This is a genomic window from Brevibacterium sp. Mu109 (assembly GCF_900169375.1).
GTDB classification, from domain to species: domain Bacteria; phylum Actinomycetota; class Actinomycetes; order Actinomycetales; family Brevibacteriaceae; genus Brevibacterium; species Brevibacterium yomogidense_A.
Window position 1 is genome coordinate 68,893 of sequence record NZ_FXZF01000013.1, and the last position, 25,342, is coordinate 94,234.

Genomic DNA, 25,342 nt, shown 5'->3' on the forward strand with positions numbered 1-25,342 from the left:
TCTTCCCGACCCTTCCGTGGCGCCGTATTCGGCATGGAAAGACTAGGAGAGTTCGCGCACAGAATATAATGATCGATTGCGCATATCTATATATCCGCATATGCATTTTCCGGGGCGCCGCACCACTGCCCCGCCCCTCTGCGATGTCCGGCGAGGGATCAGCTGTACGCCACGGCTCCGACCAGCCCTCCTGGCCACTGCAGATCGCGAACGGTCAAGCCGCCGTAGGGGTGAGCCGGAGACTCAGGCCAGTCGAGAGCCGCGGCGAGCGCGGAGTCGAGGTCCATCGCGCCGACTTTGACGAGAGCCTCCGCCCGGACGAAGTGGCGACCGGTGACCGTCGACCCGACGGCGATCGGCATCCACGGTTCCAGGTGATCGATGTCCACACCGACTCGATCACCGCGGTGGGCCGCCGCCACCACCCAGCCACGGGCGTGCGCCCAGGACACCGACAGGCGCATGCCCGGGACCTCGGGCCGGCCGTGTGCGCCTCCGCATTCATCGCAGCGCTGCCGGAAGTGCAGCGGCGTCCTCAGCGCGTCCGCCTCGGGGCACAGCCGTCGCACGACGGAGTCCGCGGCGATCCGCGCCGCGAGGAAGTCGTCCCGGTCCTGGGCGCGCAGCAGACGCGACCACCGCACGTACTGGTCACGATCCAGCCAGCGCTCGGCCATCGTCCGGTCTGCGCCGCCAGCGCCGTCAGCAGCGCCGGCGTCAGGGGGTGCCGGGACGTCCGCGGCGGCAAGGAGATCGACGCTGGCAGCTGCGAGTACGACGGGTTCCTCGACGGTCACCGTTCCGAGTGTGCCATGCGCGGGACCGCGATGATCAGGGGAGCGTCTTGAACGGACGCAGCAGGGATGCCGCGTCAGGGCCGGAGCTGATCCAGCGTCGGGTCGCTCGGCACCCAGGCGCCGCGCTCCTGTGCGACCTCGCGCGCCCGGTCGTAGCCCGCGTCCACATGCCGCAGCACGCCCATGCCGGGATCGTTCGTCAGCAGGCGCTCCAGCTTCCGCGCGGCCAGATCCGTCCCGTCGGCCACGGAGACCTGTCCCGCGTGGATGGACCTGCCCATGCCGACTCCGCCGCCGTGGTGCAGCGACACCCACGTCGCCCCCGATGAGGTGTTGACCAGCGCATTGAGCAGCGGCCAGTCCGCCACCGCGTCGCTGCCGTCGGCCATCTCCTCCGTCTCCCGGTAAGGCGAGGCCACGGATCCGGAGTCCAGGTGGTCGCGCCCGATGACGATGGGTGCGGACACCTTCCCCTCGGCCACCAGGCGGTTGAAGAGGAGACCCGCCTGGTGGCGCTCTTTGTAGCCCAGCCAGCAGATGCGGGCCGGCAGCCCCTCGAACTCGACGAACTCGTTCGCCGCATCGAGCCACGTGTGCAGGTGCTCGTTGTCCGGGAACAGATCCTTGAGGGCCGCGTCCGTCACGGCGATGTCCTGCGGGTCCCCGGACAGCGCCACCCAGCGGAAGGGGCCCATCCCCTCGCAGAACAGCGGGCGGATGTAGGCGGGAACGAAGCCGGGGAACGCGAACGCACGGTCGTAGCCGGCGGTGCGGGCCTCGTCGCGGATCGAGTTCCCGTAGTCGAACACCTCTGCACCGCGGTCCTGGAACTCGACCATCGCACGGACGTGACCCGCCATGGATTCCTGCGCCCGCAGGGTGAACTTCTCCGAATCCTGTGCGGCTTCCTCGTGCCAGTCGTCCAGGCTCACACCCACCGGCAGGTAGGACAGGGGGTCGTGCGCGGACGTCTGGTCGGTGACGATGTCCACCTGCGCGGACTCGGGACGGTCCAGCAGGGCGGGCAGGACCTCGGCGGCGTTGCCCACGAGTCCCACGGACAGCGGACGCCTCTCCGCCTTCGCAGCCAGCACCTTCGCGAGTGCCGCGTCCAGGTCCGTCTCGACCTCATCGAGGTAGCGCTTGGACCGGCGGCGGCGCAGGCACGACTCGTTCACATCGATGATGAGGCAGGCGCCGCCGTTGAGTGTGACGGACAGCGGCTGCGCGCCGCCCATCCCGCCGCAGCCGGCGGTGACGGTCAGAGTGCCGGCGAGCGTCCCGCCGAAGCGCTTGTCCGCGACCGCGCCGAACGTCTCGTACGTGCCCTGCAGGATCCCCTGCGTCGCGATGTAGATCCAGGACCCGGCGGTCATCTGGCCGTACATCATGAGGCCCTCCGCCTCGAGCTCGCGGAAGTGTTCCCAGTTCGCCCAGTCGCCCACGAGGTTCGAGTTGGCCAGCAGGACGCGCGGGGCCCACTCGTGGGTGCGCAGGACGCCGACGGGCTTGCCGGACTGGACGAGCAGAGTCTCGTCGTCCTCGAGCTCGTCGAGGGTGCGGACGATCGCGTCGTACGCCTCCCACGACCGAGCGGCCCGGCCCGTGCCGCCGTAGACGACGAGGTCTTCGGGGCGCTCCGCGACCTCGGGGTCGAGGTTGTTCATGAGCATCCGCTTGGGCGCCTCGGTCTGCCAGGACTTGGCGGTGATCGTCGTGCCGCGTGGGGCGCGGATCGTGCGGGAGGGGTCGTGGGTGGTGCGGGTGGGAGTGGTGCTGGTGGTGCGGGGGCGGGGCGCAGAGTTGGTCGGCTGCGCAGAGTTGGTCGGCTGTGACATGGGAACTCCTCCGGTGCGGACGGCGGCGAACACGATCGGATGCGTTGTTCACCATCGTGAGGCCCGCAGCCTCGGCGGAGAAGGGGTCAGCACGCTCCCGCTGTCCGAGATCTCGGACTCGGAGGAGCGGAGCCTCAGGCCTCGGTGGCCCTCTTCTGGCGTCCGTCCGCATGCTCCGCGGCAGTGTCGGGTCTCGTGAGCAGGGAGAACACGACGAAGGCGATGAGCGATGCCACGCCCCCGACCACGACCTCGGGGACGGCGCCGTAGTCGAACAGGCCGAACACCCCCGCGAGTCCGCCAACGGACCCGGCGATGATCGCTGCGAGGGCTCCGGCGCGGGTTGCACGCCGCCAGAGCAGACCGCCGATCACGGGCACGAAGACACCGGAGGCGTACATCGTGTAGGCGAGGGAGAGGACGGTGATGATCCCCGGCACGCTGAGTGCGAACACCAGCGCACCGACCCCCAGGATGAGGGTCCAGACGCGAGCGACGGCGAGCGTCCGCGGGCTGTCGTCCTCCGGATCGCGCCCCATGATCTCGCGGTAGAAGTCGTTCGTGATGTGCGTGCTGCCGGCGATCAGCAGCGAATCCGCGGTGGACATGACGGCCGCGAGGATCGCGGCGACGATGACGGCGGCGACGCCGATGGGAAGTACCTCGGAGATGAGGGTCGGCAGGGCCGACGACGAGTGCTCCAGGTCTCCGAACAGCGCACGCGCGCTCATGCCGCCGATGACCGGGAAGATCGCGAAGACCAGGAGGAGCAGGCCGGCGGAGATCGCGGAGATCCGCGCGACGGCCGCACTGCGCGCGGAGAAGAGGCGCTGGTAGAAGTCCTGACCGATGAGGTCGTACATGATCACCGGAGTGATGATGCCGAGCATCGCCATGACGCCCATGCCGACCGGGGAGAAGTAGTCGGCGCTCACGATGTCTCCGCTGGTCTCCGCGAACGTCCGCAGCCCGTCGAGTCCGCCTGCCGCACGCAGACCGGCGATCGCGGCGATGGGCACTCCGATGACGACGATGATGACCTGCACGGCGTCAGTGAGCGCCACGCCCCACATTCCCGCGAAGACCGTGTAGGCGATGAACAGCAGCACTGCGACGATGGCGCCGATCGTCGGATCGATGCCCAGGATGGCCAAGGCTCCGCCGGCGGCGTTGACCTGGGCGGCCACGATGCCGGTCACGGCGATGATGGAGAGGCCCGAGGCCAGACCGCGCACCATCTTCGAGTTGTAGCGAAGCGCGAGGTAGTCGGTGATGGTCCGCAGGGAGAGACTCCGCAGCCTCTCCGCTGACAGCACGCCCAGCAGGATGAGGCCCAGTGCGGTGCCGACGCTGTACGCGACGCCGCTGACGCCGTAGACGTAGCTGTCCTCGCTCACCCCCATGACCGCGCCGCCGCCGATGTGGGTGGCGGTCAGGCCCGCGATCACCATGAAGGGACCGAGCTTGCGGCCCGCCAGCATGAAGTCGTCCGAGCCCTTGATGAGCTTGGTCCCTGCGAGTCCGATCACCGCGACGATCACCAGGTACGCGATGATGATGAGGGTCATGATCGTCGTATCAGTCATTCCCGTTCCCCGTTCCGCAGGCATGGACCGACAGCAGGGAGATGAGACCTCTCCGTGGTGCCTCTCAGAGAGTACTGGGCCGCACGGAGCGAAGATCCACCGGGTGGGAAGCGCGATCCGGCCTCATCCCGTGCACGCAGAGGGCGATGCTATGCGGAGAGGCCGACGCCCCACTGGCGGCGGAAGACTGCCGCTCCCGTATCGGTCACCCGGACACCTCGACTGCCGGGTCGCCGCACGACCCACTCCGACTCGACGCACAGTGCGGCGACGGCGGCGCCGAGTGCCCCTGCCAGATGCGGCCGTCGCTCGGTCCAGTCCAGGCAGGCCCGCGTGGTGGGTCGACGCAGCGCGTCGAGACCGATGACGTCCACACCCAGATCGGCGAACCCGTCGCGTCCGGCTGAGGTGAGCTGCAGGTGGTCGGGGTCGTCGAGCCACCCGGCGGCGACCCACCCCCTGGTGAGCCCGACTCCGAGGCGGCCGGCCAGATGGTCGTAGCAGAAGCGACCCGAGGCCAGTCTCTCAGCGGCACGCACCCCCGTGTATCCGGTGGCGGGCGCAGCGGGCGCGATGTGCCCCAGCGTCTCGAGTGCGTGAGCCACCTCTGGGCCCCTCAGCCGGTAGTAGCGGCCTCGGCCCCGTGCCGTGCACGTGACGAGCCTGGCGTCGACGAGGACGGAGAGATGTTCGGATGCCGTCGAGGCGGACACCCCGGCTGCCCGCGCCAGTTCCCCGGCGGGTCTCACCGTGCCGTCCATGAGGAGCGACAGCATGACGGAGCGAGTGGGTGAGGCCAAGGCCTTCCCGAGCCCGGAGAAATCGCGATCCCGCCGGCGGGATCCGGACTCCGTGGTGCTCGGGTCCAGACTGCGGCTGTCCATGGTCCCAGGCTACGCCCAGATACTTCGGCCATCGCCGAACGATCGCCCGCGCACACTGGGACCATGGCTTCGCACTCGTATGAGACACACACCCGATGGAGCGGTACCACTGCTGGAGGCATCCGCTCCTACTCACGCAACCATGTCATCGCGTCGCCGCCGGCCGCGGTGGACCTCGACCTCAGCGCCGATCCGTCGTTCCGCGGCGACCCCGCCAGATGGAACCCCGAACAGCTCATCGTGGCGGCCGCCGCCTCGTGCCAGATGCTCTCCTTCCTCGGGGCTGCGGCCCGGGCCGGGGTGACGATCCTCGGGTACGAGGACACAGCGGCTTCGCGTCTGCTGCTCGAGGCAGAGCCGGCTCGACTCGACACCGTGTCGCTCGACGTCATCGTCACAGTCCCCGCTGGGACGGATCACGGGGAGATCGAGCAGCTCGCGCATACCGCCCATGAGCACTGCTACGTCGCGAACTCACTGGCAGTTCCCGTCGAGGTGACGACCACCGTCGTCGACGAGGAGTGACGGCATGCAGGAGGAGACGGTCGGTCTGCGAGAACGGCCGGGTTCAGCACAGGAGCGGCTGATTCCGACGCTGAAGGATCGGGCCGCTGCCGATGACGCCTCGCCGACGCCTCAGGACCTCGAGGTCCAGGTTCCGAGCACCCCTCACGCACTCGCGGATCTGGCCCGAGCGATCGGGGACGCAGGTGTGAGTCTCGAAGGAGGCGGGATGTTCGCTCCTGGCACGGCGCACTACCTTGTCTCGGTGCCCGACGCTTCTGCAAGCGCTTCAGTCATCGACGCCGTCCGCCGTGCGGGGGCGCGATCGGTGCGGATGAACCGCGTGGTCCTCGCGCCCCTGGATCAGGAGACGCCGGGACAGCTGGGGGCCCTCCTCACACGCCTTGCCGATGCGGGAGTGTGGGTGCGCACGCAGTACAGCGACCATGCAGGTGCTCTCGTGCTCGTCGTCGATGCCGCGGACTTCGATGCGGCGCACTCGATCGTGGCGTCGTGGGAGTCGCTGCGCTGACGGGCCACCCCTCACCGTCGTCGAGTGAGTGCAACCTGGTCCAGGAATCGTCGCGAAGGACCAGGTTGCACTCACTCGATGACAGGGAAAGAGGGTGAGCTCGCCTCACTCCCCCGTGAAGGTCGCGTCCCGCTTGTCGAGGAACGCCCCGATCGCCTCTGCGTGGTCCGGTGCGCTGTGGGCCAGCGGCTGCATCGCGGCGGACAGCTCCAGCAGCGACGACAGGTTCGACCCGTCCGACTCCTTCAGCAGCTTCTTCGCCATACGCACGGCGTGCGGCGGGTTGACCGCGACGCGATCGGCCAGCGCACGCGCCTCCGACATGAGGTCCTCCGGCGCCACGACGCGGCTGACCAGACCCCACTCCAGCGCCGTCTTCGCGTCGACCCGGTCACCGGTGAGCGTCATCTCCGCAGCGCGCGCCGGCCCCACGAGGCGGGGCAGGAACCATGCGCCGCCGTCGCCGGGGATGATGCCGAGCTTCACGAAGGACTCTGCGAACCACGCCGTCTCCGACGCGATGCGCATGTCCGCCATCGCGGTGAGATCGCAGCCGGCGCCCACTGCCGGCCCGTTGACCGCGGCGATGAGCGGCACGTCGAGGCGCTGCAGCGCCAGCGGGATCTGCTGGATGCCGTAGCGGTAGCCGTTGCGCATCTGGTGCGGGTGCCCGCCGAACATGCCGGACTGGTCCCGCATCTTCTTCACGTCGCCGCCGGCGGAGAACGCCTTGCCCGCACCGGTGAGGATGACGACGCGGACCTCGGGGTTCGCATTCGCGGCATCGACCGCGTCGACAATCGCCGCGACCATGTCGTCGTCGGAGATCGGGTTGCGGCTGTCGGGGCGGTTCAGCGTCCACGTCTCCACGTGCCCGTCCAGCTCGACCAGCAGCGCGACGTCGTTCCCGCCGTCCTGCGGTGTCGTATCCTGCGATGTCTCTGTCATGGTGTGCTCCTCATTCGTCAGTGTGCTGCGTCGTGTGCGGACATCAGGTCCGGATACGAACCGGATCAGTCAGCGGGCGTCGGCACCCGCGGGCTCCCCCGCCGTGACGACGGTGCCGTCGGCCTCGAACCCGGCGATCCGCTGGTCGTCGAAGCCGTGCCGCTCGAGGACCGCACGCGTGTCGGCTCCCTTCGCCCGAGGTGCCCACCGGTACCCGGCAGGCGTCCGTCCCAGCTTCACCGGGTTGGCGATCCCGCGGTAGTCACCGTCCTCGAGCACCATGCCGCGGTGGCGAACCTGCGGATCGGCGAGAGCCTGCGACATCGTGTGGACCGGCCCACCGGGGACTCCGCGTGCCAGCAGGGACGCTCCGAGTGCCTCGCGCGCGAACCCTGCCAGGGCCTCGGCGAGTACGGCGCGCAGCTGAGGATAGTTCGTCACCCGGTCGCCGTTCGTGGCGAACCGGGGGTCGTCGACGAGCTCAGGCAGGCCGATCACCTCAGCGAACGAGCGGAACTGCCGGTCATTGCCGACGGCCAGGAAGAACTGCCCGTCGGCGACGTCGAACACGTCGTAGGGGGCGACGTTGCTGTGAGCGGATCCCATGCGCACCGGCTCGTCCCCGCCGTTGAGCAGGTTCGCCGAATGGGGGTGGAGCATCGCGATCGCGGAATCCAGCAGAGCAGCATCGACCAGCTGGCCGCGCCCCGACGCGTCGCGCTCCCGCAGCGCCAGCAGGATCCCGGAGAACGACAGGTAGCCCGTCATCATGTCCACGATCGGCACGCCGACCCGGGTGGGCGGCCCGCCGGCCTCGCCGTTGATGCTCATCACAGCGCCATAGGCCTGCAGCACCGCGTCGTACCCGGGCGCTCCGCCCATCGGTCCGTCGGTTCCGAAGCCGGTGATCCGGCAGTGGATCAGCCGCGGATAGCGCTGCGCGATCGTATCGTCCGACAGTCCCCACTTCTCCAGGGTGCCTGCCTTGAAGTTCTCGATGACGACGTCCGCGTCCGCGAGCAGGCGGTCGAGCACCTCCATCCCGGCCTCGGTACGGAGGTCCAGCGCGATGTTGTGCTTGTTCCGGTTGAGCCCGGTGAAGTACGCACCGGTGCCGTCGGGCAGGAACGGCGGGCCCCAGGTGCGCGTGTCGTCGCCCGCGGGCGGCTCCACCTTGATGACCTCGGCACCGTGGTCCGCGAGCATCTGCCCGCACAGCGGTCCCGCGAGCACGCGCGACAGATCGACGACCGTCACTCCGTCCAAGGGGCGCGCCGCACCCTCGACCCCGTTCGGGTGGTCGGCCCCGCTCATGCCGTCACCAGCTCCCACAGGTCCGCGTCACCGTCGAGGACCAGCTCCTCGATCCGCGTCTCCCATTCCGCCGTGGAGCCGAACTCGCGGCGCCACCCCATGACGGGGCGCGTGCGCCGCTGCAGAGAGTGCTCGAGCGTCGTGCCGATCGCCCCGTGGATCTGGTGGGCGTTGCGCACGATCGTCTCCGCCGCTCCCCCGGCGCACGCCTTCGCGGCGGCGACGAAGAAGCGGGACCGGGCGTCCTGCATGCCGTGCTCCGCGACGGTCAGCACCGCGCGATCCACGATGGTCCGCGTGAGTGCCGCCTCGCTCGCGACGTCCGTGACCAGCTGCTGCACGGCCTGGAACTTCCCGATCGGTCGGCCGAACTGCACGCGGGTCGTCACGTGCTCCACGCACAGCTGGGAGATCGCCTCGCCGGCTCCCGCCATCTGCACCGCGCGGCCCAGCGCCCCGCGGTACCGGAACTCGTCGGCGACCTCCGCGGAGACCTCGACCGCGCCGGCGACTCCCGTCGGCAGCACGACGACGGCCTGCGGCTCGCCGCTCACGGAGGTGCGCTCGTCGAACACGAGGTCGCTCGCCGCGATCTCGTAGACCTGCGGACGCTCGCCGCTCGAGTCGAGCACCACGACCGAGGCCGCAGCCGGCAGCCACGGCACCGTCACCGGACGGCCGGTCGCCACTGCCTCGGCGGCGGTGGAGATGGCCGGAGTGCTCCCGGCGGCATCGGCCGGCGAACCGGTCGGGGCCTCGGCAGAAGCGGGCGGCCCAGCCGCATCGCGCAGCCAGCCGGCCAGCAGATCGTGCTCGAGCAGGGGCAGCGGCACGCCCGCGGAGGCGGCCTCGCCGAGCACGGCGGCGGCCTCGAGCCAGCCGGCATCGCTGCCGCCGGAGTCCTCGGAGCCGGTGAGGCGGGCGAGCCCGGTCTCCTCGAGCGTCGCCCACACCTGGGCGTCGAGGGTGCGGGCGACGGTGTCCGCGAGTCGGTCCGCCGCGTCCGTGAAGATGTCGGCGGCGACTGTGCGGAGTTCGGCTGCGACCTCGGCCGCGTCGGTGAGCTGTTCGTTCGTCATCGTGTGTTCCTCTCTCACCGCAGGCCCAGGCTGCGCGCGACCACGCCGCGGAGCACTTCGTTCGTCCCGCCGCGCAGGGTGAAGCCGGGACGCTGCGCGATCGCGGCGTCGACCAGGTCCTGCAGGCGGGGTTTGTCTGCGGCGACGTCGCCGACCAGCCGATCGACGGTCTCCGCGATGTCGCCTTCCTCAGTGGTGCCGAGCACCTTGACCAGCGCGGCGGCGGTGTCCGCGTTCTCGCCGGCCTGCAGGCTGGAGGCGACCGACAGCGACATGTGGTGCAGCGCGGTCACGCGCGCGACGTGGCGGCCCAGCGCTCCGCCGGTGGCGGGGCTGCCGCTCCCGGGAACGGCTGGCGCCGCGGCCGAGGCGGTGGTCGCGGTCGAGGACAGCGATCCGACCGAGGCCGACCGGGCTGGAGGCTGCGGGCCGCCGCTGGCGGTGCCGCCGGCCTCGGGCGCGGTCTCGAGGGGTGCCTGTGTGCGAGTCGCGCGCAGGTGACCGAAGGCCTCCTCGAGCAGGGCGAAGGTCGACAGGAAGCGCTCCGGGCCGCTGCGCTCGAAGGCGAGTTCGGATGTGACCTGGTGCCACCCCTCCCCCGGCTCGCCGAGCACGCGGTCGTCCGGGATGAAGACGTCGTCGAGGGTGACCTCGTTGAAGTGGTGGCCGCCGTTCATCGAGACGATCGGGTCGATGCTCACGCCGTCGGCGCGCAGATCGACGATGAACTGCGAGAGCCCCGCGTGGCGGTGGGCGGGGTCGAGCGGCTCCGTGCGGACGAGCGCGAAGAAGCCGTCCGCCACATGACCGCCGGACGTCCACGTCTTGCGGCCGGTGATGCGCCAGCCGCCCTCGACGCGGCGTCCCTTCGTCTGGACGCTCGCGAGGTCGGAGCCGGATTCGGGTTCGGACATGCCGATGCCGAAGCACAGGTCCCCGGAGGCGATCTTGGGCAGGAAGGCCTGCTTCTGCTCCTCCGTGCCGAACCGCAGCAGCGACGGGGCGATCTGGCGGTCCGCCACCCACTGCGCGGCGACGGGGGCGCCCATGGCTAGCAGCTCCTCCGTCACCGCGAAGCGCTCGAGGAACGTCCGCCCGTGTCCGCCGTACTCCGTGGGGATCGTCATGCCGACCCAGCCGCGGGCGGCGAGCTTCCTCGTGAAGTCGTTGTCCCAGCGGGTCAGCCACGTGTCGACCCACGGGGTGAAGGTGCCGGCTGCGGCCTCCCGGCGGAGGAAGCTGCGGACCTCCAGTCTCAGTGCGCGGGTCTGCTCGTCCTCTGTGACGAGCTGCGGGACGAGTTGTCCGCCCATCCGGGTGTCACCTCAATCGTCGTCGGAGCCGCGGGACTGTCTGTGCACCGCGACTGACCTCACACATTAATACGTGATCCTGTACTTGTCTACTTAATTGCGGTGGACGATGGGACGAATCTACACTGTGGCGAAGACCGCTGACCCTCTGGAGACCCCGTGCACACTCCCCCCTCGCCCGACGGGGCGAAGCCGCGACCGCGCCACCGGATGATCGACCGGGTCGCGGAGATCCTCGACCTCGTGGCCAGGCGCCCTCATGGGGCGAGCCTCACGGAGCTGGCGCGGATCCTCGACGCGCCGCTGAGCTCTGTCCAGGGGCTGGCGAACGGTCTGGTCGCGACCGGGTACCTGGAGGAGCGCGACAGGCTCTACACCCTGGGACCGGCTCCCCACTTCCTCACGCGGCTGGCCGGCACGCCGGATTCGGACGTCGTGACGCATGAGGACCTCGAGGAGATCTACGAGCAGACCGGCATGACGACCGTGCTGGGGATCATCGTGGGATCCGATCTCTACTACGTCGACCACGCCTCGACCAGCCCGACGTACGGCTATCTGGCGGAGAACTACGTGAAGCGATCGCTGCTGCGGTGCTCGAGCGGCTGGGTGCTGCTCGCAGGCATGGAGCGGCGCGACCTGTGGGCTCGGCTCAGCACAGCGCGAGAGCAGGACCAGCCCTTGGTCGAGCGCTTCCTCCAAGAGCTGCCCGCCATCGAGCGCGACGGGTTCGTGGTGACACCGGACGTGTCCGAGGTGGAGATCGAGGGGATCGCGACCGCTGTGACGGTGGACGAACGGACCGTCGCGGCAGTCGCCTGCATCGGCGACCATGCCGAGGTGACCACGCGCGCGGACGCCATCGTCGACTTCCTGCGGGGCAAGCGGGAGAGGTGGGGCGCGGGACGGTGAGGGGGCCGCGGGGCCGGATCACCGTCGGTTGCGATGCGGAGCAGTGGCAGAATAGCGGGGCACGTTCGCCCGATCGAAGGAATCCATGTCCTCCACGTACCGCTCCCGTCTCCTCACCGCGATCCGCACCTCCGCCGCCGTCGGTGCGACCGCCTCACTCCTCGTCGTGGCGGGCTGCTCGAGCTCGACGGATGCCGGGACGAGTGACGGCGACGCGTCGCGCGACGACGGAGCGAGCGGTGCGGGCGAGGACGAGCAGGCGGGAAGCGGCACCGAGGACGACGCCGCGGACACCGCGGCCGGCGATTCCGCGACCAGCGCCGAATGGGCCGCCGCGGAGTACGGCGAGTTCGAGACGTTCACCGCCTCCGGCAGCGGGGAGGAGGTCGTCGACGTGCCGGAGGGGATCGACTCCGGCATCATCACGGTCTCTCAGACGGAGATGATCCCGGCCTCCCCCGACGTCCTGGACGGCGCCGGGGAATCGATCTACGCGATCGACGTGGACCACCAGTCAGGGGACATGGAGCACGTCGCCGTCTACATGACCGACGGCGACGATTCGCGCGTCGCGTCGATCGAGATGTCCGACGACGCAGGCTGGACGGTGACGATCGAGCCGGTGTCAGCCCTGCCGGAGCTGCCCGAGGCGAACGAGACGGCGGGTGCGTTCTTCTTCGACGGACCCGCGGGCGACTACACGTTCGACGGCGACATGGACGTACTCTCCGTCAGGCAGACGGTGCCCGGGGACACCCTGGTGGTGTCCGACGAACCCGGCGTCCCCGGCCCGCTGGCGGACGGCCCGTCGATCGTCCGGGTGGTCGCGGATGCACCGTGGACGGCATCCCCGGCCTGAGCCGACCGGATCAGCCGTCAGCGACGGGAGAGGACCGCCACCACGAAGTCGTCCGACGCCGGCTTCATATCCCACGTGCCCAGTCGCAGGTCGAGGGTGAGCCCCGCGGCCTCGGCGTCTGCGAAGAACTCGTCGAACGAGTACCCGCGACCTGCTCCGAAACCGCAGACGAAGCGGCTGTCCGGGTACATGTGGTCGGCGATGCGCTCGAGCACCAGGCGGCGTTCGTCCGACGCGACGAACGTCATGACGTTGCCCGCCATGACGACCAGGTCGAACCGGATGCGGTCGCCGTACGGCTGGCGCAGATCCATCTGCCCCAGATCAGCAGCGTGCCATTCGGCGTCCGGATGATCGGTCTGCGCGACCTCGATCAGATAGGGGTCCAGGTCGACCCCGACCACGGTGTGTCCGCGCTGGGCGAGCCAGCCTCCCAGCCTGCCGGTGCCGCAGCCCGCGTCGAGGATCCGCGCGCCCCGCTCCGCCATCGCGTCGATGAGTCGGGCTTCGCCGTAGACGTCCTGGCCGGACGCCTCGATGCGCCGCCAGCGCTCCGCGTAGTTCTTCGAGTGCTCCGGATTGCGTTCGAGCGCTTCGGTCCACAGGTTCCCGCGGCGCTCAGGCTGCGCGGCACCGCCGATGGTCAGTCCTGCCACGCTTCAGTCCCGATCGACCAGCAGGTACGAGGCACCCGCTGCGACAGCCGTGACCGACAGGACCGCCGGCCACGGGCCGATCTTCTTGGCAAGCGGATGGGAGAGCCCGAAGCCCAGGAGGTATGCGGCGGACAGTCCGACGGTCGTCCCCGCTCCCCGCTTCTTCAGCCAGGTGCGTCCCGCATACGCTCCCGCAGCGGCCAGCACAGCGCCGCCCAGAGGACGGATCATCGTCTCCCGTGCTGTGAGGTAGCCGCCCAGCAGACCCAGTGCGACAACGGGTGCGGTCGAGACCTCGTGCGCGTCCTTGAAGATCGGTTCGTTGCTCATGTCTCGGAGTCTACGCACGGGCGCTGACACGCGCGCATGGCGATCCTGTTACACGGCGGATCCGCCGGAGGAGCGCGGACGTGTCAGACTTGTCACGACCCCACCTCGGGCGGGCCGCGCGGCATGCCGCGCGCATCCATGCATCGGTCCGCCCCCGCAGTCGAAGAGGAAGACCCCATGTCGCAACCGCCCTACGGAGCCTCCGGTTCCGGTTCCGCCGACAACGGCGAGCCCCAGTACAACCCGAACACGGGCCTGCCCCTGTCGTCCTACGGATCCCAAGACGACTACCGCGGCGACCAGAGCCAGTTCGCCGGTCAGTACGGCGGCGGACAGGACGGTGGCGGACAGTACGCTTCGCAGCCCGGCCACTACGGCGAGGACGCCGGACAGTACGGCGGCGCAGCACCCTACGGCGCCCAGCCCGACCAGTACGGCGGGCACTACGGCTCCCCTCCCGGTCAGTACGGCGCGGCTCCCGACCAGTTCTCGTCCGGACAGTACGGATCCGACCAGTACAGCAGCGGTCAGTACGGCACCGACCAGTACGGGTCGGAGCAGTCGGCCTTCGGCGGCTACGGAGCAGGCCCGGCACAGGGCGAATCGGACAAGTCCTTCGTCGTCACGTGGCTGCTGGGCTGGTTGTTGGGCGGCCTCGGTGCCGACCGCTTCTACCTGGGCAAGATCGGCACCGCGATCGCGAAGCTCGTGACCGCCGGCGGCTTCGGCATCTGGGCCCTCATCGACCTCATCATGCACCTGGTGGGCGCGTCCCGGGACAAGGAGGGGCGCCGCCTGGCCGGCTACGACCAGCACAAGAAGAAGGCGTGGATCATCACGATCGGCGTCTGGCTGCTCCAGCTGGTCATCGGCATCATCATCGCGGTCATCATCGCCTTCACCGGCGGCTTCTCCGTCAGCGGCGGCGTGTCGACCGGATCCGGGCAGCAGCCCACCGATTCGTCGTCGCAGCCCGGTGACGACACTGGCGATAACCAGGGCGGCGACACCGGTGGCGACACGGGCGACCAGGGTGGCGACACCGGCCAGCAGGCCTCCGGCGACGCCAGGGCCTGGGCCGAGTCCACCTTCGGCACGTTCGACCCGGTCACCGTCCACGGCAACGGCGACGAGATCGTCCCGATGCCCGACGGCGTCGATGCCGCGTGGGTCACCCTCCAGGTGGTGGGCGATCGCGCACGCGCCACCCCGGTCGACGACGCGGGGGAGCTCGCGGGCAGCATGTACCTCTCGGGGCAGAGCAGTGACGTTCTGCAGGGCGATGTCGGCATCGACGACTACAAGGAGACCGCCGGGATCGACGTCTCGGGCTCGGGCAACTGGATGCTCACGTTCGCACCGATCTCGTCTGCTCCGCCCTTGCGGGAGTCCGACAGTGACTCGCGCATCCTCCTGTACGACGGAGACGGCGGACCCGTCACCTTCGACTACGTCGGCGATTCGAACTTCATCGTCCACCAGCTGGGCGACGGCGGCACCGTTCTCCTGGCCAACGAGATCGGCAGCTGGTCCGGTGATGCGGAGATGGTGCCCGGCCCCTCGATCGTCCGCGTCCAGGCATCCGGCAACTGGACGATCACGCCCGCTGATCGCGGCCTCGGCTGACGGCCGGCGGGCTGGCAGCCGGCGCTGGCAATCACCCGGCTGACGGCCTCGGCGGGTGATCGCACGAGGTGACCACGGCCCGGGGCGGCAGAATCACGATGATTCCGCCGCCCCGGGCCGTTGCTGTTCCCGCCCGCGCTGCCACACTGGTTCCCGCCCGCGCTCCCTCACGCCGACCGGTTCACCGTGCGGACCGTCGTCTGCCATACGGGCCTCAGCGCCTCCAGCACTCCGTCCTCCGTACGATGGTCCCGATCACATCGCGCACCGTGTGCGCACCCCCGCGACGAAGGAACTGATCATGACGACGCACTTCGGATGGAACGGCCGCTACTTCGAGGACTTCGTCGTGGGCGACCGCTTCGAGCACCCGCTGGGCCGCACTGTGACCACCACGGACAACTCCTGGTTCACACTGCTGACCCAGAACACCGCACCGCTGCACTTCGACCACGAGTACGCCGCGAACACGGAGTTCGGCCAGCCGCTCGTGAACTCCACGTTCACGCTGGCGCTGGTGACCGGCCAGACCGTCACGGACATCTCGCAGAACGTGTTCGCGAACCTCGCGTGGGAGAACATCAGCCTCCCGAAGCCCGTGTTCGAGGGCGACACGATCCGCTCCCGCTCCGAGGTCCTGGGCGTCCGCGAGTCGAAGTCGCGCCCCACGATGGGCATGGTGACCGTCCGCACGGAGGGCTACAACCAGCGCGATGAGGTCGTCTGCTCCTTCGAGCGCACGGCGATGGTCTACAAGACGGGCCACGGCCCCAACGCGGAGCGCATCGCGAAGCTCGAGGAGAAGTACGCGGCGAAGGACGCCGAGGCCGCCGGCACCGAGGGCTGACACCTCCCCGTCCCGCTTCGGCAGGCCCGGGCCCCTGAGGGGCTCGGGCCTGCCTCGTCTTCTTGAACAGGGGATCGTCCGCTGCCTCACCGATCACGCTGAAGTGATCCGAGCTCACAGCCGCACGCAGCCATCGCAGTGCGCTGGCGTGGCCGATCGGTCAGAAGAATTTCCGCAAGGTAGAGGAAAAACCCCCTATGAAGACGTCATCAGGCGTCCGGCGCACCGTGCTCGCCGTCTACGCGATCATCACTGATGTGGTGGTCGTGGCGGCGATGACGGTCTCCGTCAAGAAGGCGACGGCAGCGCCGGACATCACCGCCAACCTCACACTCATCGCACCGGCAGGCCCCGGCGGCGGGTGGGACGGGTTCGTCCGCGAACAGCAGCAGGCCATGCGCTCCGCCGGACTCGTCGGCAACGCCCAGGTCGTGAATATCCCCGGCGCCGGCGGCACGATCGGTCTGGGCCGCTTCACGACGATGGGCGACAGGTCCGACACCCTGCTCGCGACCGGCTCCGCGATGACCGGCGGCATCCTCATCAATGACTCCCCCGTGGGCTACGAGGACGTGCGGCCCATCGCGAAGATCGCAGAGGACTACGACGTCGTCATCGTTCCCGCGGATTCGCCCGTCGAATCGATCGACGACCTGCTCGCGGAATGGTCTGAGGATCCGAAGGGCCACCCGTGGACAGGCGGCTCCGCGGGATCGCTCGACCACCTCGTCGTGGCGGAGCTCGCGCTGGCGGGCGGCCTGGATGCCAGCGAGATCACCTTCATCCCCAAGTCGGGCGGTGGCGAAGCCATCCAGGCGCTCCTCAACGGCACCGCGGACTACGCTGCGACCGGCTACAACGAGGTCTCCGACCAGATCGAGGCCGGTCGCGTCCGTGCGGTCGGCGTGACGGGGCCGGAGCGGATCGAGGGCACCGACATCCCGACGATCATCGAGCAGGGGCACGACGTCGAGCTCTCGAACTGGCGCGGCATGCTCGCCACGGGAGACGTGCCTGAGGAGGAGTTCCAGCAGCAGCTCGACCTCCTCACCCAGATGCGGGAGACCCCCGAATGGCAGGACGCACTGGAGCGCAATGCGTGGGCCGATGCATGGGAGACGGGTGACGATCTGGACCGGTTCCTCGATGAGGACCGGGAGCAGACGGAGATGCTGCTCGAGGAGCTGGGACTGTGAACGAGGAACTGCAGGAAGTCGCCCCGGGTCAGTCGATCGACCCGGAGGTCGTCGGCACCGAACAGGTGAAGGAGCGCGGCTGGTGGACCGGCCGCGCGGGTCTCGCGATCCCGCTGCTCATGGTGGGCATCGCGACGTACATGCTCATCAACCAGTTCACGATGGAGGTCGCCCCGGATGCGGAGGGCCCCGGCCCCCGGTTCTTCCCCGGCGTCCTCATCGTCGCGCTGTTCGTCATCGCGATCGCACTGGCCGTGGACATCATCCGCAAGCCGCAGCCGCCGGAGATGGCAGTGCTCACCGACCCGGACAAGGTGGGCACGGTCCACGCCTGGTACACCGACTGGCCCCGGCTCGCCTGGGCGGTGGGCGGGATGGTCGTGTTCATCGCGCTGCTGCTGCCGCTGGGCTGGATCATCTCCGCCGCCGTGCTCTTCTGGTGCGTCGCCCGCTCGATGGGGTCGAAGCGCCCCGTCTTCGACATCTCCCTGGCGCTGCTGTTCGCGAGCGCCATCTATCTGATCTTCGGAGTTGCGCTGTCAGTCGATCTGCCCAGCGGTCTCATCTTCGGGGGAGGACGCTGATATGGATTCCCTGCTCTCACTGATGGACGGGTTCGGCTCTGCGCTGACCCCCATGAACATGCTGTGGGTCCTGGTCGGCTGCCTCCTGGGCACCGCCGTCGGCGTCCTGCCGGGCCTCGGCTCCTCGATGGCCGTGGCGCTGCTGCTGCCCATGACGTTCGCCCTCGACCCCACCGGCGCGTTCATCATGTTCGCCGGCGTCTACTTCGGCGGTCTGTTCGGCGATTCGACGATGGCGATCCTCATGAACACCCCTGGCCAGGGGTCCGCGATCGCGTCCACATTCGAAGGCCACAAGATGGCCCGTGCCGGACGAGCGCCCCAGGCCCTCGCTACTGCGGCGATCGGCGCGTTCACCGGTGGCATGATCTCCTCGATCGTCGTCGTCTTCCTGGCACCTGCCCTCGCCTCGCTGTCTGCAGTGTTCGGTCCCGCCGAGTACTTCGCGCTGGCCCTCTTCGCGTTCGTCGCGACGTCGTCCGTCGTCTCCGACTCCGTCCTCAAGGGCCTGGCATCGCTGGTGCTGGGCCTCGCCATCGCGGTCGTCGGCATCGACTCCGTCACCGGCACGGAGCGCTTCACCTCCGGTGTGCCGGAGCTGTTCGACGGCATCTCGCTGGTCACCGTCACGGTCGCGGTCCTCGCCCTGGGCGAGGTCTTCCGGGTCGCGTCGCGCCTGCGCCGGGATCCCGAGGCCATGGTCATGGTCTCGTCCGGCCGCCCCTTCCTGTCCGGCAGGGAGTTCCGCGAGGCGATCCCCGCATGGCTGCGCGGCGCCGGCATCGGTCTGCCGTTCGGCGTCGTCCCCGTAGGCGGCTCCGAGGTGCCCACGTTCATGGCCTACGGCCTGGAGCGCCGCCTCGACAAGCGGAGCGGTCGCAACAAGTTCGGCAAGGGCGCCATCCGCGGCCTCGCCGCACCGGAGGCCGCGGGCAACGCCACGACCGGCACCGCCATGGCGTCCCTGCTGGCACTGGGACTGCCGGTGTCCGCGACCGCGGCGATCATGCTGGCGGCCTTCCAGCAGTACGGTCTGCAGCCGGGACCTCTGCTGTTCGACCGCGCACCGGATCTGGTGTGGGGTCTGCTGGCCAGCTTCTTCATCGCGATGGTCGTGCTGCTGATCCTCAACCTGCCGTTCGCGCCGCTGTGGGCGAAGCTGCTGCTCATCCCCAAGCCGTACCTGTACGCGGGCATCACGGTGTTCTGTGCGCTGGGCATCTACGCCACGTCGAACAACATCTTCGACCTGGGGATGCTGCTGGGGATCGGGATCGTCGGCTTCATGATGCGCCGCTTCGACATCCCGCTGGCGCCGCTCATGATCGGCATGGTCCTGGGTCCGCTCGCGGAATCGAGCCTGCGCGATGCTCTGCTGAGCTCCAACGGGGACTACTCCATCCTGGTCAGCAGCTGGATCACGTCGATCCTCTACGTCGTGCTCGCAGGCGTCGTCTTCCTGTCGCTGTACGGGAAGCTCGCGCAGCGTCGCAAGGACCGCGGCAGCGCGATGACCGACGTCGACAGCTGAGGTCTCCCGACGCGGGGCCCTCCGGGCCCCGCGCAGCCGGGGGCGCTGTCACCGCGCGAGGATGTTCCCTGTCAGAGTTCGACGACCCCCAGCGGGTCCGAGGTCGGCTGCTCCGACCCTCCGGCCGGCTCCTCGGTCACGCCCACCAGCGCACCGTCAGCGAACTCGGACCCGTCGACCGTCACCGCACCATCGGCGAGGAAGCCGACGCTATGGGCTCCGGTATCATCGATGAGCCACAGCTGCATGACGCGGTCATCGGGCACCTCCGGTGTGCCGTGCGCACGGACCTGGAACACCTGCTCGGACATCGACGACACCACGGTCATACCTGCGTCGTCGCCCATGTCCACGGTGTCCGTGCGGACGTCCGGAGCAGCCAGCAGCTGCTCGGCGCGGTCCAGCTGCTCCTGGGACTGCGCGAGCGATTCGTCGAGCTCCCGCTGCTCCCCCGTCACGTGGAGAAGGGCGCCGCCGAGGCCCGCCACTGCCACGATGACCGCGGCGGCTGCCGCTCCCGCGACCACCCGCCACGTCCTCCGGGACGCGCGAAGATCACTCAGGGACACGGGCTCTTCCACAGGAGCCTCTGATCGAGAGCCGCTCGAGGAATCAGGGGCAGGCGCAGTGGCCGCAGCCGGCGCGTCGTCCGCACGCGGGATGGCGAGGATCGCGGCCTCCGCCTCGGCGCTCGGTGTGAGCGGCTCATCGGTCTCCGCCAGGCCCGCGAGCGAATCCTCGTACTCGGCGACCTCGCGGCGGAAGGACAGATCGGTCTCGAGGAGGCCGGACGCGACGGCGAGATCATCGTCGGAGAGGCCGCCCAGCGCATAGCCTGCGGCCAGGTAGTCGCGGTCGTCGCGGTCCATGCTCATCGCCCTCCCTCCATCATCGTCCTCAACCTCGTCATACCATCCCTGATGCGGGATTTCACGGTTCCCAGCGGGACGTCCATCTGCTGGGAGATCTGCGCGTGCGACATGTCCTGGAAGTAGGCGAGCGCGATGGTCGACGCGTGCGGCTCGCCCAGGTCCCGCAGTGCGGTCACCGTCCTCAGCGCTTCGTCCCGGGCCACCGCGGTGTCCTCCGCAGGCTCCCCGACGGCGGTCAGCTGGCCCACCCCCTGAGTCCAGTCCCTGTCACGCTGCGCCTGCACGGCCCGCACCCGGTCGATGGCCCGCCGCCTGCACAGCGTGATGACCCAGCCTCGCCCCGTTCCGCGGGACACGTCGAACGACGATGCCCGCCTCCAGATCTCCGTGAAGCAGTCCTGGAGGATCTCCTCCCCCAGCGACCGGTCCCTCACGATCCGGACGATCGCTGCGAGCATCACCGCGCCGTACTCACGGAAGAGGAGTTCGAAGGCCGCCTCGTCCGCCGTGCTGATGCGCCCCAGCAGACCGGCGCAGCGATCGCCGTCTCCGTCCCGCCCCGGCAGCGCCCCTCCGCGCACGGAGGCGGACCCGTTCTCGGAGGTACCGGGGACCTCGGGCGTGGCGGGCGTCATCCGCCCAGCTTCGCACGGGTGCTCCTCCCCCGCGTCCGTGACGCGCGGGCCGTCCATCTCCGGCGAACCTGCCCGTCCAAGTGCGGTTGCCGAGCCAGACGGACCGGCCCCTCCGGCGAAGTCGGGCAGATCGGGCTTACCTGCCAACCCTGGCGGGACTGCGCTGGCGCGACCGCGGGGCGGCCCGACCGAATCGTCGTCGGCCGGACCGCCCCGGGATCGTGCAGATGGGGAGGAGCGCTCCATCGTCACATCTGCGGCATGAGCACGCTGTCGACCATGTAGACCGTCGCGTTGGACGTCGTCACGCCACCGCACACCAGGCCGGCGTCGTCGAACATCATGTCCTCGCCCTCACCCTCGATGGTGACGGTGTCGCCCTGCACCGTCTCGTGCTCACCGACGATCTCGTCCGGGCTCAGCTGGCCGGGGATCACGTGGTAGGTCAGGACGTCCGTGAGCATGTCGGAATCTTCCGCCAGCGCACTGAGATCCTCCTCCGGCACTGCCTCGAACGCATCGTCGACCGGTGCGATCACCGTGAACTCGTCGCCGTTGAGCGTGTCGACCAGGTCCACGTCGGGGTTGAGCTCGCCGGACACGGCCGAGGTCAGCGTCGTGAGCATCGGGTTGTTCGACGCGGCCGTGGCGACCGGGTCCTGCGCCATGCCCTCGACGGAGCCGTCACCCTCCGGCACCTGCTCCGCGTAGGCCTCGCAGCCCGCGCCCACCAGGTCCATCGAGCCTCCCGATGAGCCTTCCTCCATGCCTTCTTCCGATGAGCCCTCGTCCATGGCCTCTTCGGACGAGCCGCCCTCTTCCATGCCGCCTGCCTCCTGCGACTGCTCGGCGCCGGATCCTTCGGACCCCTCGTCCATGGAGCCGCCGCATGCGCTCAGTCCCAGCAGACCGATCGCCGCAATGCCGACTGCGGCTGATGCCCTTGTTGCGATTGACGTCTTCATCGTCGTTCTCCTTCACGTCGTCCAGCGGGCGGGCGATGCACTGCACCGTGTGGTGGGCCACCGTCTCGCGGTCTGCGATGTCCCGCTGTGTACCCCTGGTTCGGAGCGGATCTGTCAGTGGATGGGTCGGATCGAAAGTTTTTCTGACGGATGCTCCCGCGGTCTTCGCACCGCGCGCTTCATTCCGCCCGGAACTCGACGCGGTGGTGGCCGGTCGCCGCATTGGGGATCGGATCGCGGCGCTCCTCCGTCTGCACCGTGCCGTCATGATCGACCGCCCGCACGGTGACCGAGTGGCGGCCCGCCTCCACATCCGGCAGCGCCGCCCTCCACTGCCGCCACGTGTCTGCGTTGGCCTCGGTCCCCAGGTCCGCGTCGATCCACTCCCCGTCGTCCAGCCTGACCTGCACCGCCGCGACGCCGGCCTGCTGGGCCCAGGCGGATCCGGCGACCACGACCTCGCCGGCGGGCACGGAGTCGAGCCCCCGCGGCACATCGATCCGCGAGGCGACGAGAATGGGCGCCTCCGCGTCCCACCCGCGCTGCGTCCAGTAGGCCTCCGCCTGGTCGAACCGTGTGACCTCGATGCGGGTCACCCATTTCGTCGCGGAGACGAAGCCGTAGAGCCCCGGAACGATGAGGCGCACCGGGTACCCGTGCTCCGGGGTGAGCGGCTCGCCGTTCATGCCGACGGCGACCAGCGACGCACGCTCGTCCGTCATCGCCTCCAGCGGCGTCGACGCGGTGAACCCGTCGATGGAGTGAGACAGGACCATGTCCGCCTCGGGCAGCGGTTTCGCCCGGGCCAGCAGCGTGCGCACGGGTACGCCGGTCCAGGTGCCGGTGCCCAGCAGGTCTCCGCCCACCGGGTTGGACACGCAGGTGAGTGTGATGCGGTGCTCCTCGAGCCGCATCGCCAGCAGCTCGTCGAACGTCAGTGTGAACGGCTCCTCCACGAGGCCGTCCACGCGCAGCTCCCACGCATCCGGGTCGACCGAGGGCGGCACCAGCGCCGTGTCGATCCGGTAGAGGTCCGCCTGCGCCGTGGTGAAGGGGGCGACTCCGTCGACTCCCACCTCGGCGCCCTCCGGGACGGCAGGTGCGCGCACGGCAGGGGTCGGGAGCACGAACCGGCGAGCGGCCTCCGCGGCACCGCGCCCCACGGCGACGACGGTCCGACCGGCGGCGATGCCCACGGCGCCCACCACCGCCGAGGCCCCCGCGAGCAGGAAGAACCCTCGCCTGCCGAGGCTGGGAGCGTCACCGCGACCGGAGGGTGTGCTGTCTGTCCCGTCCCCGGTCCGGCCGGGCACCCGGACGGCCCCCAGGAGCAGCGCGAACGCGAGCGCGCCCAGGACGGAACCGGCCAGAGCGGCGACGAAGTCCAGCGTCCCGGCCTCGGGACGGAGGCCCACGAGCAGGAGGAGGACGGCCTCGGCGGCGGTGAAGGTGAGCAGGGCGATCCGGGGCCGGGTGCATAGGATGCCGCCGATGAGACCGCCGATCGCCAGACCGGCGACGCCGACGGTGAGGATGAGGACGATCTTGTCGGCCTCCCCGAAGAGTGCGATCGCGAGCTTCACGAGTTCCGTGGGGAGGACGCGGATGACCAGCAGGCCGACCGCGGTGAGTGGGGAGGTCGACGCGCCCAGCAGCCGGGCGAGCGCGTCCGCGCTCCCGAGCAGGAGGAGGGTGGCGGCGACTCCGGCGAGGGCGCCGCGCGTGCGCAGCCCGGGCATGGTGCGGTTGAGGTGTCCCATACGGAGGGTTCGGAGCCGAGCGTCGATCGGATGGCACCGAGGCCCCATCGCCCGTGCACGCACCGCAGCGATACGCAGTGGGCCCCGACAGGTTACCGGCAGGTACTACTGTCGAGTAGGGTTCACGGAGTCGGCCCACCAGGCCACTTCATCTCCCGAGGACGCGCGATGACGACACCCTCGTCCGACCACTCCGCGACACCACCCTGTGCGCTCACTCTCACTGACGAGACGACCGACAGAACAGGAACACAGAGCAATGAGAACTCCCTCCACCACGCGCACCCGGCATCTGAGCAGGGCGACTGCCGCCGGCGCGGCCGCCTTCACCGGCCTCGTCCTGGCATTCGCCACGACCGCGGGCCCCGCGCAGGCCGTCAACGCCATCCCCGCGACCGATGCGGAGGCCAAGCAGTTCGTCGAGGACCGTCAGGCCGAGGACTCGTCCGCCCTCTCCGCGGACGAGGTGCCGAAGAGCGTGAGCCTCGACGAGGCCCGCGACGTCGTCGACGAGAGCGATGAGATCACGTCAGCGGACATCGAGTACGCCGCGGCGCTCGAGGACCTCCCCGAGGACGGATCCGCAGAGGACTTCTACGCGTCCCCCGCGCAGCTGCCCGAGGAGGACGGCGCACTCATCAAGCAGAAGTCCGCCTCCTTCTACCTCGACCCGGTCAAGCTCATCCGCCACGATGCGGAGACGACGACGTTCATGTATCGCACGACCGACGAGCACGGCGAGGCCCGTGCGGCGACGGCCACCCTCCTCACGCCCTCGGACAAGGTCGGCGAGCATGCGGAGAACGTGGTCGTCCACGCTCCGGGCACCCAGGGCATCGACGACTCGTGCGCTCCCAGCCGTCAGCTGGGCATGGGCACGGAGTACGAGGGCATCTCCGTGGCATCGGCTCTGGCCGCGGGGCACTCCGTGGTGATCGCCGATTACGTGGGACTGGGGACCGAGGGCCCCCACAGCTACCTCAACAGCACCGAGGAGGGCCGCTCGGTGCTCGACGCGGCGCGCGCGGCGCAGCAGGTCGAGGGAGGCGGCATCGACGAGGAGAGCCGGCTGCAGCTGCGTGGCTACTCGCAGGGCGGGCACACGACCACCGCTGCGCTGGAGATCGCCGATGAGTGGGCGCCGGAGCTCAACATCGTCTCCGCCTCCGCCGGAGCGGTTCCCACTGACCTGGAGGAAGTGGTCACCGGCGTCTCCGCCATGCAGACCGGCCTGCTGGTCCTGGGCCTGTCGTCCTTCGCGGAGCAGGCAGAGGTGGACCTGTCCGAACTCCTGAACGAGGAGGGCCTCGAGACGGTCGAGCGGACGTCCGGCCAGTGCACGATCGCCGCGCTGCTCTCCAATGCGTTCTCAGACACGACGGAGCTGACGAAGGACGGACGGTCCTTCGCCGAACTCGTGGGCGACGAGCGGTTCGCGGAGGTCCTGCGCGAGCAGAAGCTGGGCGACGGCCCCACCCCGGATGTGCCGGTGCTGGTCAACCACAGCCGCCTCGACGACGTCGTGCCCTTCGAGATGGGCCGTGGCTTGGCGGCGACCTGGTGCCGTGACGGCGCGGACGTCGCGTTCGAGGACAACATCGCGCCCACGCACATCGGCGGCTACATCGGCGCACTGCCGCGCGTGGAGATCTTCACCGCGCGGACGTTCGACGGCAAGAGGCCGCTGAACAGCTGCTGGAGGCTATGAGCGGGAACCCGTCTGAGTCTGCTCACGCTCGGGTCCTCCGCGATCCGAGCGTGAGCAGCTCGCGCG

General features: G+C 69.7%; 24 protein-coding genes. 10 read left to right on the plus strand and 14 right to left on the minus strand.

Annotated elements, in window-relative coordinates; genetic code table 11:
• Window positions 1–158: 158 nt before the first annotated feature.
• The 4 genes from BSP109_RS09510 to BSP109_RS09525 all read right to left on the minus strand — a co-directional run bounded on the left by BSP109_RS09510 (window position 159) and on the right by BSP109_RS09525 (window position 5,105).
• A complete protein-coding gene (locus BSP109_RS09510) occupies window positions 159–797 on the minus strand; it encodes a 4'-phosphopantetheinyl transferase superfamily protein (protein ID WP_101600238.1) in 639 nt (212 codons plus the stop codon).
• Window positions 798–871: 74 nt separating this feature from the next.
• Window positions 872–2,635, minus strand: a complete 1,764-nt coding sequence (gene hutU, locus BSP109_RS09515; protein WP_101600239.1) for a urocanate hydratase — start codon at window positions 2,633–2,635, stop codon at window positions 872–874.
• 134 nt (window positions 2,636–2,769) lie between these two features.
• On the minus strand, window positions 2,770–4,221 hold the full coding sequence (locus BSP109_RS09520) for a sodium:solute symporter (protein ID WP_101600241.1): 1,452 nt from the start codon (window positions 4,219–4,221) through the stop codon (window positions 2,770–2,772).
• Window positions 4,222–4,370: 149 nt separating this feature from the next.
• Entirely contained in the window at window positions 4,371–5,105 is a 735-nt protein-coding gene (locus BSP109_RS09525; protein WP_101600243.1) for a helix-turn-helix transcriptional regulator, read from the minus strand.
• Window positions 5,106–5,168: 63 nt separating this feature from the next.
• Between BSP109_RS09525 and BSP109_RS09530 the strand changes: the two genes are divergently transcribed.
• Both BSP109_RS09530 and BSP109_RS09535 read left to right on the plus strand, forming a co-directional pair.
• Entirely contained in the window at window positions 5,169–5,630 is a 462-nt protein-coding gene (locus BSP109_RS09530; protein ID WP_101600245.1) for an OsmC family protein, read from the plus strand.
• Window positions 5,631–5,634: 4 nt separating this feature from the next.
• Window positions 5,635–6,141: a hypothetical protein gene (locus BSP109_RS09535; RefSeq protein WP_257944633.1), complete on the plus strand. Its 507-nt coding sequence runs from the start codon at window positions 5,635–5,637 to the stop codon at window positions 6,139–6,141.
• Window positions 6,142–6,246: 105 nt separating this feature from the next.
• Here BSP109_RS09535 and BSP109_RS09540 read toward each other — a convergent pair whose 3' ends face one another.
• From BSP109_RS09540 to BSP109_RS09555, 4 genes are all read right to left on the minus strand, one after another.
• Window positions 6,247–7,089 carry a crotonase/enoyl-CoA hydratase family protein gene (locus tag BSP109_RS09540; RefSeq protein ID WP_087003333.1) on the minus strand — a complete coding sequence of 281 codons (843 nt, stop codon included), beginning with the start codon at window positions 7,087–7,089 and terminating at the stop codon, window positions 6,247–6,249.
• Between the two features lie 69 nt (window positions 7,090–7,158).
• On the minus strand, window positions 7,159–8,403 hold the full coding sequence (locus tag BSP109_RS09545; protein ID WP_101600308.1) for a CaiB/BaiF CoA-transferase family protein: 1,245 nt from the start codon (window positions 8,401–8,403) through the stop codon (window positions 7,159–7,161).
• A complete protein-coding gene (locus BSP109_RS09550) occupies window positions 8,400–9,482 on the minus strand; it encodes an acyl-CoA dehydrogenase family protein (protein ID WP_101600247.1) in 1,083 nt (360 codons plus the stop codon). Before BSP109_RS09550 ends, BSP109_RS09545 begins: the two co-directional genes overlap by 4 nt.
• A gap of 14 nt (window positions 9,483–9,496) precedes the next feature.
• On the minus strand, window positions 9,497–10,795 hold the full coding sequence (locus tag BSP109_RS09555; protein ID WP_101600248.1) for an acyl-CoA dehydrogenase family protein: 1,299 nt from the start codon (window positions 10,793–10,795) through the stop codon (window positions 9,497–9,499).
• A 159-nt stretch (window positions 10,796–10,954) separates the two neighbouring features.
• On the opposite strand from BSP109_RS09555, the gene BSP109_RS09560 reads away from it, so the two are divergent.
• Together BSP109_RS09560 and BSP109_RS09565 are read left to right on the plus strand one after the other, a co-directional pair.
• Complete coding sequence (locus tag BSP109_RS09560) at window positions 10,955–11,707, plus strand: IclR family transcriptional regulator (RefSeq protein ID WP_101600250.1); 753 nt, start codon at window positions 10,955–10,957, stop codon at window positions 11,705–11,707.
• 85 nt (window positions 11,708–11,792) lie between these two features.
• Window positions 11,793–12,566: a hypothetical protein gene (locus BSP109_RS09565; RefSeq protein WP_101600252.1), complete on the plus strand. Its 774-nt coding sequence runs from the start codon at window positions 11,793–11,795 to the stop codon at window positions 12,564–12,566.
• A gap of 17 nt (window positions 12,567–12,583) precedes the next feature.
• Here the strand turns inward: BSP109_RS09565 and BSP109_RS09570 are convergent, their stop codons facing one another.
• Window positions 12,584–13,213 carry a class I SAM-dependent methyltransferase gene (locus BSP109_RS09570; protein WP_257944640.1) on the minus strand — a complete coding sequence of 210 codons (630 nt, stop codon included), beginning with the start codon at window positions 13,211–13,213 and terminating at the stop codon, window positions 12,584–12,586.
• Window positions 13,214–13,225: 12 nt separating this feature from the next.
• Window positions 13,226–13,552: a hypothetical protein gene (locus tag BSP109_RS09575; RefSeq protein WP_101600254.1), complete on the minus strand. Its 327-nt coding sequence runs from the start codon at window positions 13,550–13,552 to the stop codon at window positions 13,226–13,228.
• Window positions 13,553–13,729: 177 nt separating this feature from the next.
• Here BSP109_RS09575 and BSP109_RS09580 point away from each other — a divergent pair, with 177 nt between their 5' ends.
• The 5 genes from BSP109_RS09580 to BSP109_RS09600 all read left to right on the plus strand — a co-directional run bounded on the left by BSP109_RS09580 (window position 13,730) and on the right by BSP109_RS09600 (window position 19,336).
• On the plus strand, window positions 13,730–15,178 hold the full coding sequence (locus BSP109_RS09580) for a TM2 domain-containing protein (RefSeq protein ID WP_101600256.1): 1,449 nt from the start codon (window positions 13,730–13,732) through the stop codon (window positions 15,176–15,178).
• Between the two features lie 301 nt (window positions 15,179–15,479).
• Window positions 15,480–16,025, plus strand: coding sequence for a MaoC family dehydratase (locus tag BSP109_RS09585; protein WP_101600311.1), 546 nt, complete (start codon window positions 15,480–15,482; stop codon window positions 16,023–16,025).
• 197 nt (window positions 16,026–16,222) lie between these two features.
• Window positions 16,223–17,221 (plus strand): tripartite tricarboxylate transporter substrate binding protein, encoded by a 999-nt coding sequence (locus BSP109_RS09590; protein WP_101600257.1) that lies wholly within the window; start codon window positions 16,223–16,225, stop codon window positions 17,219–17,221.
• Window positions 17,218–17,805: a tripartite tricarboxylate transporter TctB family protein gene (locus BSP109_RS09595; RefSeq protein ID WP_101600259.1), complete on the plus strand. Its 588-nt coding sequence runs from the start codon at window positions 17,218–17,220 to the stop codon at window positions 17,803–17,805. Before BSP109_RS09590 ends, BSP109_RS09595 begins: the two co-directional genes overlap by 4 nt.
• 1 nt (window position 17,806) lies before the next feature.
• Window positions 17,807–19,336 carry a tripartite tricarboxylate transporter permease gene (locus BSP109_RS09600; protein ID WP_101600261.1) on the plus strand — a complete coding sequence of 510 codons (1,530 nt, stop codon included), beginning with the start codon at window positions 17,807–17,809 and terminating at the stop codon, window positions 19,334–19,336.
• A gap of 71 nt (window positions 19,337–19,407) precedes the next feature.
• Here the strand turns inward: BSP109_RS09600 and BSP109_RS09605 are convergent, their stop codons facing one another.
• From BSP109_RS09605 to BSP109_RS09620, 4 genes are all read right to left on the minus strand, one after another.
• On the minus strand, window positions 19,408–20,211 hold the full coding sequence (locus BSP109_RS09605; RefSeq protein ID WP_101600263.1) for an anti-sigma factor domain-containing protein: 804 nt from the start codon (window positions 20,209–20,211) through the stop codon (window positions 19,408–19,410).
• Window positions 20,208–20,900, minus strand: a complete 693-nt coding sequence (locus BSP109_RS09610; RefSeq protein WP_257944634.1) for a sigma-70 family RNA polymerase sigma factor — start codon at window positions 20,898–20,900, stop codon at window positions 20,208–20,210. Before BSP109_RS09610 ends, BSP109_RS09605 begins: the two co-directional genes overlap by 4 nt.
• Window positions 20,901–21,091: 191 nt before the next feature.
• Window positions 21,092–21,808: a fasciclin domain-containing protein gene (locus BSP109_RS09615; protein WP_101600265.1), complete on the minus strand. Its 717-nt coding sequence runs from the start codon at window positions 21,806–21,808 to the stop codon at window positions 21,092–21,094.
• Window positions 21,809–21,987: 179 nt separating this feature from the next.
• Window positions 21,988–23,568, minus strand: coding sequence for a molybdopterin-dependent oxidoreductase (locus BSP109_RS09620; RefSeq protein WP_257944635.1), 1,581 nt, complete (start codon window positions 23,566–23,568; stop codon window positions 21,988–21,990).
• Between the two features lie 259 nt (window positions 23,569–23,827).
• On the opposite strand from BSP109_RS09620, the gene BSP109_RS09625 reads away from it, so the two are divergent.
• Window positions 23,828–25,276 carry a lipase family protein gene (locus BSP109_RS09625; RefSeq protein ID WP_101600267.1) on the plus strand — a complete coding sequence of 483 codons (1,449 nt, stop codon included), beginning with the start codon at window positions 23,828–23,830 and terminating at the stop codon, window positions 25,274–25,276.
• The last annotated feature ends 66 nt before the right edge of the window (window positions 25,277–25,342 follow it).